This window comes from Niameybacter sp. (genome assembly GCF_036655075.1).
Lineage (GTDB): Bacteria > Bacillota > Clostridia > Lachnospirales > Cellulosilyticaceae > Holtiella.
In genome coordinates this window covers 1-10,099 of the sequence record NZ_JAVVQU010000066.1, presented here as the reverse complement: position 1 = coordinate 10,099, position 10,099 = coordinate 1, and the positions used below count along the sequence as shown (strand labels likewise).

7 protein-coding genes are annotated in these 10,099 nt (G+C 36.7%); all 7 read right to left on the bottom strand.

Annotated features, from left to right (window positions below; all coding sequences use genetic code 11):
• Positions 1 to 240 precede the first annotated feature (240 nt).
• Positions 241 to 1,374, bottom strand: a complete 1,134-nt coding sequence (locus RRY75_RS13085; protein WP_332717144.1) for an anaerobic sulfatase maturase — start codon at positions 1,372 to 1,374, stop codon at positions 241 to 243.
• A gap of 3 nt (positions 1,375 to 1,377) precedes the next feature.
• On the bottom strand, positions 1,378 to 2,907 hold the full coding sequence (locus RRY75_RS13080; protein WP_332717141.1) for a sulfatase-like hydrolase/transferase: 1,530 nt from the start codon (positions 2,905 to 2,907) through the stop codon (positions 1,378 to 1,380).
• A gap of 34 nt (positions 2,908 to 2,941) precedes the next feature.
• The gene (locus tag RRY75_RS13075) at positions 2,942 to 4,396 is read right to left on the bottom strand and encodes a sulfatase-like hydrolase/transferase (protein WP_332527938.1); all 1,455 of its coding nucleotides are present in this window, start codon (positions 4,394 to 4,396) and stop codon (positions 2,942 to 2,944) included.
• Positions 4,393 to 5,805 (bottom strand): arylsulfatase, encoded by a 1,413-nt coding sequence (locus RRY75_RS13070; protein WP_332527939.1) that lies wholly within the window; start codon positions 5,803 to 5,805, stop codon positions 4,393 to 4,395. The genes RRY75_RS13075 and RRY75_RS13070 overlap by 4 nt, the downstream gene beginning before the upstream one ends.
• An 83-nt stretch (positions 5,806 to 5,888) precedes the next feature.
• The gene (locus RRY75_RS13065) at positions 5,889 to 7,271 is read right to left on the bottom strand and encodes a sulfatase-like hydrolase/transferase (RefSeq protein WP_332493920.1); all 1,383 of its coding nucleotides are present in this window, start codon (positions 7,269 to 7,271) and stop codon (positions 5,889 to 5,891) included.
• A 25-nt stretch (positions 7,272 to 7,296) separates the two neighbouring features.
• Positions 7,297 to 8,784: a sulfatase family protein gene (locus tag RRY75_RS13060; protein ID WP_332493922.1), complete on the bottom strand. Its 1,488-nt coding sequence runs from the start codon at positions 8,782 to 8,784 to the stop codon at positions 7,297 to 7,299.
• A gap of 18 nt (positions 8,785 to 8,802) precedes the next feature.
• Positions 8,803 to 9,861, bottom strand: coding sequence for a LacI family DNA-binding transcriptional regulator (locus RRY75_RS13055; protein ID WP_332493924.1), 1,059 nt, complete (start codon positions 9,859 to 9,861; stop codon positions 8,803 to 8,805).
• Positions 9,862 to 10,099 lie beyond the last annotated feature (238 nt).

The window sequence follows — 10,099 nt, the reverse complement described above, 5'->3', positions numbered from 1 at the left end:
AACTTTAAACAATTATTCATTTATTAACTATATAGTACTCCTATACTTATGCAAAATATATATAAAATATTAACTTATTTTTGCACTTTTTATACTTTTTTACTATTTATATTACATTAATTTTATATTTAATTATTTTATCGAATATATATTATTTTTACATGTAAATTCTTTGTATCCATTTTATGTTTAAAAGGTAAACAAAAAGCCCTACCTAGATATTAGGCAGAGCTCCTTTGTTTAATATTTTTTTTGCATATTGGCTGCAATGTGACGTGCCACTTCTTCAAGTCGGCTATAGCTGTATTTGAAAAAGCCTTTGTAAGTTGTACAGAAGTAATTGCGACCCATCTTCCCATCTGTAAATTGATCTCTATCACGTCTACATCCCCCATGACACAGTTTATACCATTTACATTTTAAGCAACCGGAATTTTTGTGTTGAGATTGGTTAATAAAGTCTATCTTTGCTCTATTCTTCTCAATTGTTGCAAAGTCATCGGTTACAAGATTTCCTATATAGTACTCATCCATTACATAGAAGTCACATGGGTATACGCCACCATCTGCTTCGATAACATTTTGATAGGTACAAGTACCCATCATTCCACAAGCTTCTGGATAGTAACCAAGCATAAGTTGCATCAGGTTCTCAAAGTAACGAATGTAGACAAATTCTCCCGACTTAATCGTTTCATACCATAAGTCAAATAAGTCTTTTAAAAACTTTTCATAAAGTGCAGGTGTTAAAGAGTAATCCTTAGCCCCCCGTTCTTCATGAATTTCATCTAGACAAGGGATAAATTGCATATATCTAAAATTATTTTCAATATAAAACTTATAAATCTCTTTGATGTTCTCGGCAACTTGCCTTGTCACTACTGTTAAGATATTGTACTCTACACGGTGCTTGTCAAAGAGTTGGGTCGTTTCCATAAGCTTTTCAAAAGTCCCTTTCCCATCTCTATACAAGCGTAGCTCATCGTTAACCCCTTTATGTCCATCCATAGAAAGACCAACTAAAAACTTATTCTTTCTAAAGAACTTTGCCCACTCTTCATCAATGAGTGTACCATTGGTTTGAATTGCATTTTGAATACTCAAATTCTCTTTGGCATATTTCTTTTGATACTCTATAAGTTTTTCATAGAAAGGAAGCCCTACAAGTGTAGGTTCCCCTCCTTGAAATGCAAAAGTACAGCTACCTTCTGCATACTCCATCGCTTTTTGTACGATCACTTCTAAAGTGTCTGTACTCATTTTACCATAAGATTTAATGTTTCTATTATCACTTACATCGTAGTAAAAACAATATTTACAAGCTAAGTTGCATCCACTTGATGCAGGCTTTATGAGCAAATTAATTGGTGGCATACTTTATATCTTCCATTCCTTAATGCGATTTATTTTACAGAAGGCATGGCGTGCAATATCTCCATGCTTAGTCATCCAGTCTGCAAAATCATTTTTGATTTGAAGTAATGTGTCTTGGTGTTGTTCACTCTCAATAAGGTTATTCATTTCATTGGGGTCATCTAAAAGATTAAAGAATTGGTCTTCTCCAGCTCCATTAAAGACATATTTATAATGACCTTGTCTGTACATTCTTTGTGTTGTTACCACATCAAATGCGCCCATTCCTTGTGTCACAATATCTTTTACCCATCCTTCTTGGTCAGCACTTTCAATAAAACGTGTTAAAGGTTGTCCATCCCCAAAACCAAATACATTAGTAGGCACATAACCTGCTAAGTCTAGAATGGTCGCATAGATATCACAAGTTGATGCAAAGGCCTCTTGTGTGTATCCTGCATAGCCACTAGCTGGTCTAATGAAAAGTGGAATTTTGGTTGTATCATCATACATACTGTACGATTTATTTTCAAGTCCACCATGACAGCCTTGGTTATCCCCATGGTCAGCTGCAAAGATAATCACTGTATCTTCATAGAGATTATTCGCTTTTAAGTAATCCATCAGACGGCCAATTTGTGCATCAATATGACTCATACATGCGTAGTAGTGTCGTAATGTATTTTGGAAGAAACTCCAATCTACTTCTGGCCTTCTAAGCAAATTATAAATTTTAGGCATATTCTTAATGTCTTCTTTGAAGGATGGGTTTTCTGGTATGTCTACATCACGATACATATCTAAGAACTGGGTTGGTGCAAAGAATGGTTCGTGTGGGCCCCAGAAGTTAAGTGCAAAGAAAAATGGATTTTCTTTTTCTTTAAGTTCATCCATAATGTCAATGGCTCTTTGTGTAATGTAGTACTCAATGGTTGATTCAAGAGGAGATATGACCTCTGCCCATACTGAGTGGTCCCCTGGACGTACACGTGTACTATGGTTAATCATCTCTAAGTTTAAGTTCTGATCTTTGAGATATTGTTTGAATTGTGGGTATCCCCAACCACCATTTCCATGTCCTGGGAAATCATCTCCAATAAATCCTATATCTGTTGGTAGTGTTCCATAATTTGTATAAGCTGCGCTATCCATAAACCCTTTTTCTTGAAGGGCAACAATATTTCTACCTTCTTCATTGCTTTGTTTATTTGCGCCTACACCTAGATGCCATTTCCCAGTATAACCAAGTTCATAGCCTACTGTTTGAAGTCTACGGCTTAAAAGGTTAGGTGTATCTTGAAGCTCATGTGTTCTACATCCTGTTTGATAAAGGTTTGTTTCCATACCTGTTTTTGCTGGATAGACCCCTGCATGAAGTGAACTTCTAGCTGGTGAACAAACTGGACAAGTTGTATAGGCGTTGTTAAAGACAACACTCTCCCTTGTAAGTGCATCAATATTGGGTGTCTTACAAATTGCATTTGGATTGTAGCAACTTAAAGTGTCTACTCTATGTTGATCTGTAAAAATTAGAAGAATATTTTTCTTTTTCATCTCTAAACCCCTTTATATTCTAAGCCTTATTTATTTAATGTTTTACATCTTCCTTGCAATACTCTGTGTGGAATCCAAGCCATGGATGGGCACGACGATTTCTTTCGTCTTCCCCTCTTGGGTCAATGGTTGCAAGCTTACCTTCTTTAGAGTAGCCAATTTTTTGTGAATGTGGACTATCAATAAGCTCTTGCTTAAGTTTTTCTTTGATTGCCTCGTAGCGTGTGAAGTAAGCTAAGTCTGTCAGTTCTTCTGGGTCTTCTATTAAGTCAAAGAGCTGCTCCTTTTGGTCCTCAAGATACCAAATGTACTTGTACTTACCATCTGTAATCCCTATACATTCAAGTAGTCCCATTTGTGTTACCATCTCAAGGTACTCTCTTGGCTCTTCCTTACCTTCTATAACAGCCATTAAGTCTTGTCCATCTACATCTTCGGGTACTTCTCCACCCGCAAGTTTTACAAGTGTTGGTAGAATATCTGCATGTGTTACAGGTGCTTCTTGTTTCGTTCCACCATACTGTGAAAGCAATGGTTCTGGCAATCTCAATACAAATGGTACATGTGCAGATGCTTGATGTAAGAAGAACTTGGCTGCGGTATGATGGTCACCTAAATACTCTCCATGGTCTGAAGTAAAGAGGATAATCGTATCTTTAAGCATATCAAAGTCTTGTAGTGCTGCAAAAATTCTTCCCATATTATAGTCTACTTGAGTGAGTAGGCCGTAGTAAGCAGATTTGATTTCTTTTCTAATTTTAGGGCTAATAGTATCATATCCCCACATTTGTCTAAGACGTTTGAAGGCTAATGGTGCATTTTCATCATCTGCCCAATCTCCACACACTGGCTCTGCAATGTCTTCCCCTCTATACATAGAGTAGTAAGGTTCTGGTGGATCAAAAGGTGGATGTGGTTTGGAGTAAGAACACCACATGAAGAAAGGCTGCTCTGGGTCACGGCGTTCATGAATGTATTCTACACACTTTTCTGTTGTCCAAGAAGTGAGTGTCATCGACTCTGGTACTGTGGACAGGGTTGGATAAGGTTCATTTTGTCCAATCCCATGACGCATAGGCTGTAACATTTGTCCTGATCTTCTCATTTCTTCGTAATAATCATCTGGAATAATCATTTCATCAAACCCATGTTTACATCTGGCTGGTCCAAAATGCATCTTACCAATGGCAATTGTTTGATACCCTGCATCTCTCATAAGTGCTGGTAATGTATCACGATGTCCCATAATATCAATCGTTTCACAGTTTGTCGTTGCACCTGTTGTTTGAGGATACTTCCCATTCATAATAGAGATACGTGCTGGTACACAAAGTGGACATTGTGCATAAGCATTGGTATAACTAATCCCTTGATTAATAAGATATTGTGTATGTGGCATACGCATATAGTCAGGCATTAAGTCTCCAACCGTATCATAGCGTTGTTGGTCTGTTGTAATTAATAAGATGTTATACTTTTTGTTGCTCATTTAACTTCCTTCTTTCTATAAGCTGGAACACCGCCAGGAATCAGGGTCTTACCATCTGATAAGCCATCTTCTGGTCTTGTTGCTAGGTAGTCTATCATACGTTTACGCCATACTTGAAGTTCATCTTCATAAGCTGCATCTGCTGCTAAGTCGTGGCACTCATAAGGGTCATTTTCTAAATCAAATAATTGTTCTTTGTTCACTTCAGTAAACCAAATATATTTTTTCTTACCATCTGTCATAAACTGCATAGATTCTTCTGCACTATAACAACGTGAATGTTCACCATGTATCCACTCACGGTCTAAGACTTCACCTTCATTAATAAGTGACATTAAGCTCAAGCCATCTACATCTTCAGGCTTTTCTATATTTGCGCAGTCAAGAATAGTTGTGTACACATCTTGAAGGACAACCGGTGTCAGTTCTCTTCTTCCTAGTTGTTTCCCCTTTTCCCATACGATAAATGGTATGGCTGCACTCCCTTCATAGGCATAGGTTTTTCTAAACAAGTGATGGTCTCCTAGCATTTCTCCATGGTCTGCTGTGAAGATTATCATATCTGGCATCTCACCTGTTGCTTTAAGTGATCTTATAAGTCTTCCTATTTGATTGTCAATATGAGCAATCTGTGCATAGTAGCCAAGTCTTGCTTTTCTTAGTCTTTCACCAGATAGACGGCCTGACCAAGTATTAATGGTGTGCACAGGTCTATCATGCTTAGATGCCCACTCTCCTACTGGTACCTCTTCAAGCTCTTTTCCTATATACTCATCCCAAAAAACTTTAGGTGGATCGATTGGTGGATGTGGTCTATGGAAAGATAAGTTGAGGAAGTATGGTCTTGAATGATCTCTTTTTCTTATAAACTCTAAGCCTTTCGTTACGACCCAACTATTGTTATGAAGCTCTGATGGGAGTGTACTTGGACTTGCTATCCAGCTATTATCATCAAGCCCATGATCTAGCTCATCCATTTGTCCATTAGTCTTTTCCTTGAGCCATTCATGATAGTCATTGGTATAGTGGTTATCAAACTTTTGCCATGCCTCATAAGATTCTAGACCTTCGAATCCACAGTGTTTGCGTTGTGGGTAGAAATGGGTTTTCCCTACACAATGGGTTTGATAGCCATTGTCCCTTAGTATCTCTGGAAGCATATTTTCATAGTTCCATTCTCTTCCATCTATATAACCTAAAAATCCTGTAAGGTTTGGGCTTTTTCCTGTAAATAAGCTAGCTCTAGCTGGTACACAGCTAGGTGCTGGTGAATATCCATTTGTAAAAAGTACACCTTCGTGAGCCAAACTATCTAAGTTTGGCGTATCCACTGTAGGATGCCCCATAATACTTAAGCAGTCCCATCTAAATTGGTCACACAATATGAGCATAATATTTGGTTTCTTCATGTTTGTATCCTCCTTAAATATTCTTCTTCTATTTGCTTAAGAGTTTTCATCAATCCCTTTAAAGATTATGTGTTATTTAAAGGTTATTCTCCCCAGAACTGTGCAGAGAACTTATGACTTGTATTTTCCCAAGTATCCTTATAGCCGTTCATAATCTGTGTCATTTTCTCGATAAGTTGGCTATATGTTTCTTCATTATAAAGGTTATGTATTTCATCAGGATCCTCTACGACATTGAACAGCTGCGTATGCTCTGGTGCATTTTTGTAGTGAATTAATTTGAAGCCATTATACTTCACACTTCTTATTAAGTCTTCAAATGCAAAGTAGAGGTGCTCTCTTATAGTTTCTACCTCATCACGAATGAGCGGTACTAAGCTCTTACTTTCTACACTTTCTGGAATTTCAATCCCCATCCATTCACAAATGGTTGGATAGATGTCCATAAGATACACATAGCTATCAATACGCTTATCTTGAGGCATGCTAGCCCCTGCCATCACAAGTGGTACACGTACACTATGCTCGTAGTGACTTTGTTTAGCCATATAGCCATGTTGACCCACAGCTAGTCCATTATCTCCTGTAAAGACAATCAGTGTGTCTTCTAATTCACCTTTGGCTTCAAGGTAGTCTACAAGTGTTCCAATACTTGCATCTAAATGAGAAATCATGGCATAGTAATCTGCAATGTTTTGCTTAATTTCTTCCTCATCTCTTGGATAGGCTACAATACTCTCAGCTCTTATATTTTCAATCCCTATTTCAAAAGGATACTCTTTGACAAAGTTCTTTGGTAGTGATATATCTTTTGTTTGGTACATATTCTGGAACGCTTCTGGCATAGTACGTGGGTCATGTGGTGCTAAATAAGAAACACACATAAAGAAAGGTTGATCCTTAGGTCTATGCTCCAACTTTTCCATTGCCTTTTGAGTAAACAAATCTGTTGAGTGTACCCCTATTGTAATCTCATCACAGTGAATAGAGATTGGTACATTTTTTTGTTGGAAATTGGTTGTGTATTTCTTTTTATTGTCATACTTACCTGTTGTATCATAATGTGAAATAGGAACATGCCAATGGTCCCACATACCGCCAAAGAAGATATCATCTCCATCATTGAAACTTCTTGCATAGGATTCTATACCATTATGCCACTTCCCAATGCCACAGCTGTAGTAGCCTGCATTTTTAAGTGTTTCACCAAGTGTACTGTGTTCATTTGGAATATTTTGTCCTTCTCCTTGAATATGGAAGAGTGTACGCCCACTATGAATCATTGCACGTGATGGCATACAGACTGCCCCACTTGTTCCTGAAGGGATATGTGCATTGGTAAAAGTCGTTCCCATTTTAACAAGTTTGTCTAAATAGGGTGTATGAATTTCTTGATTGCCCAGTGCACGTATTGTATCAAATCTTTGGTCATCTGCTATTAAAAAAAGTACATTTTTGTATTGCATGTTCCTACCTCCTTAAAGTATTCCTTTAAAGCTCACAATGTGGTACACGTGCTTTATAATACGTTTCTACGGCATCACGTTCTTCTTGATTCGTAGCTTTTTCTGGTGTAAAGGTCTTTTCCTCTTCATTCACATAGATTGGGCTAAGTGCTTCAAAAGTCATAGTTTGCACTAAGTGATGCATATGCTTTTGAATCACTTCTTGATATTGGGCTTCCTGTGCCACATTGTTAAGTTCATAAGGGTCATTGATTAAATCAAAGAATTTATAGTGTTGTAAGTTCTTACTAATGATTAGCTTATGGTTTTTTGTTCTAATCATGTATTCATAGTAAGTTTCTTGAACGCCATTACACATATCTACACGTAACCCTTCACAAAGTGCAAAGTCACGCCCTACTTCTTGGTTGGATAAATCTAACCCTTTCATAACTTTTGGCACTTGGATATCTGCTTGCTTAATAAGGGTTGGTGCAATATCAATATTAGAACTAATCCGTTCATTAACTTGTCCTTGATGTGCATTTTGAGGATATTTGATAATAAGTGGTACTTTGGCAAGTGGGTCGTACATATAGTTGGCTTTTAGAAGCATATGGTGGTATCCCATATAATCTCCATGGTCACTTGTGTAAAGAATAAGTGTATCTTCATAAAGCCCTTTTGCTTTTAAAGTCTCAATCAGGCGGCCAATGTGATGGTCCATATGTGTAATACTACCGTAGTAGTGTGCTGTAATTGTTCTTAGCTTTTCTTCTGTCAAATTTTTATGGTTAAAGTACCCTGTACTATGTTCATAGTCCACCTCTGATACCTCATCTGTATAGCCTGGTAAGATTTCAATATCTTCTGGGTTATACATTGTATCGTATGGTGCTGGTGGATCAAATGGGTGGTGTGGCTTCACATAGCTTACAAGCATCATATTGTTGCCACTTTCTCCCCAGTTTTCAAGCTCTTCTAAGGCACGGTCTGTAATCCATGTTGTAGAATGGTGCTTGTCCTCCAAGTTAGACTTCATAGAACCACATGTTTTCCAGTAAGCCTCATCTGCCATCTTGCGGAACTCTTCACGTTGGTCAATGATATCATTCTCATCTACTAGTCCTTGCTCCATTAAGTAACGATGGTAGTCATCATCATAACGTCCATTGCCATCTTGTTCTGCTAAAAGCATTTTATCAAAGCCCATATTTAAATAAGTTGGTGTTGCATGCATCTTACCAATAGCTACTGTACGATATCCATTAGCTTTAAGTACTTTAGGATAAGTTATAAGCCCATCTGCTAATGTACAGTGATTGCTCCATCCTAAATGCTGATGTGTATATAATCCTGAGAGTAAAGAGTAACGTGCTGGTGTACATACCGGGTAAGTTGTGTAATGCTCCTTATGAAGTACGCCATCATGTGCTAAGCTATCTAAATGTGGTGTCTTAACATCCTTGTTTCCATAAGATGCAATACAATCATACCGATGCTGGTCTCCCATAATAAATAAAATATTTTTCATCTGCCTTAACGCCCTTTCTTAACCTTCTGTGGATTGTCTAAACTTAACCATCCCATATATTTTTATTTCTTCATAATCTCTTGTACTATTTTTAATGCGCCATACTATCTTTTCTGCAAGTCGCTTACCTATAGATTCTGTCGCTATATTGACTGTTGTTAAAAAATCTAGATTGTTACCTTCATTAAGAATGTCATCAAATCCTGAGACCTTTATATCTTTCGGCACTTGGTACCCGTACTTCTTTAACTCATTAATAAGCTTATAGGCAATTTCATCATTAGCACACACAAAGGCATGGGGTAACTTATGCCCTTCTTTAATAAAGGCTTTCATAATCTCTTCTATCTCTTTGTCAAAATAGTAGTGCCCTGCCTTTTCTCCTACATAACAATACTCTGTATGAATCTTGATGCCTAATGCATTATGTGCCCTAACAAAACCTCTCCAGCGCTCTTCCACACTCTTACAATATGTAATATCTCCTACAAATCCTAATCGTTTATGATTTGCCTCTAGGAGTTTCTTTGTTATTTGATAGACACTTCTTCTTCCTTCAGTCACAACAATATCCCCTTTAATGTCTTCTACCTCCATCCCTAAAGGCATATCAAAGTAAACAGTTGGGATATTTGTACTGGCAATTTTCTTTACCGCCTTTTTATTATAGACGTTCATTACGATAATACCTGCTATTTGGCATGCATCTAAAATGTCTGGGATCTCAAAATGCTCCTCTTGCTCAAAGGTTATGAAATTATAAAAACAATTGTATTCTTCTTCTACTAGTTCTTTTGTAATGCCATTAATCATTTTTCCCCAAAAACTAGAAAAGTCTGGTGCAGTTGCAATAACTAAAATATTTTTTGTATTAATAACTTCCTTTATATTATTTGTTTCTTCGAATTTTTCCAATAAATGCATCGGTAGTTTTTCATAATTTAATCTAATAGCTGCCTCTATTACTTGATGCCTAATTTTCTCTGATACGCTTCCCCTACCATTCATTACCTTTGATACAGTGTTCCGCGATACGCCAATATCCTCTGCAATATCATTCATCCCTGTTTTGTTCATATTAACTCCTCTAATCTCACTTATCTTACTTATATCTATTTATATTGCACATAATTATAGATTCAAAAATTTATTATTTTTTATGTAATTAGCAATTAAATATCCAAATTTTAGATATTCTTATTCTATAAATATTCTCTTTTATTATAGTAGTTTTAATAGATATTCTCTATATTTTTATAAGAATCTTAATCACTTTCATTTAATAAATTCAAAAATGTAAACTGAAAACGTAAAC

What these genes read in the sequence shown, in the direction of transcription:
- RRY75_RS13085 (WP_332717144.1), bottom strand. Translation starts at nt 1,374, where the DNA reads ATGCCACCAATTAATTTGCTCATAAAGCCTGCATCAAGTGGATGCAAC.
- RRY75_RS13080 (WP_332717141.1), bottom strand. Translation starts at nt 2,907, where the DNA reads ATGAAAAAGAAAAATATTCTTCTAATTTTTACAGATCAACATAGAGTA.
- RRY75_RS13075 (WP_332527938.1), bottom strand. Translation starts at nt 4,396, where the DNA reads ATGAGCAACAAAAAGTATAACATCTTATTAATTACAACAGACCAACAA.
- RRY75_RS13070 (WP_332527939.1), bottom strand. Translation starts at nt 5,805, where the DNA reads ATGAAGAAACCAAATATTATGCTCATATTGTGTGACCAATTTAGATGG.
- RRY75_RS13065 (WP_332493920.1), bottom strand. Translation starts at nt 7,271, where the DNA reads ATGCAATACAAAAATGTACTTTTTTTAATAGCAGATGACCAAAGATTT.
- RRY75_RS13060 (WP_332493922.1), bottom strand. Translation starts at nt 8,784, where the DNA reads ATGAAAAATATTTTATTTATTATGGGAGACCAGCATCGGTATGATTGT.
- RRY75_RS13055 (WP_332493924.1), bottom strand. Translation starts at nt 9,861, where the DNA reads ATGAACAAAACAGGGATGAATGATATTGCAGAGGATATTGGCGTATCG.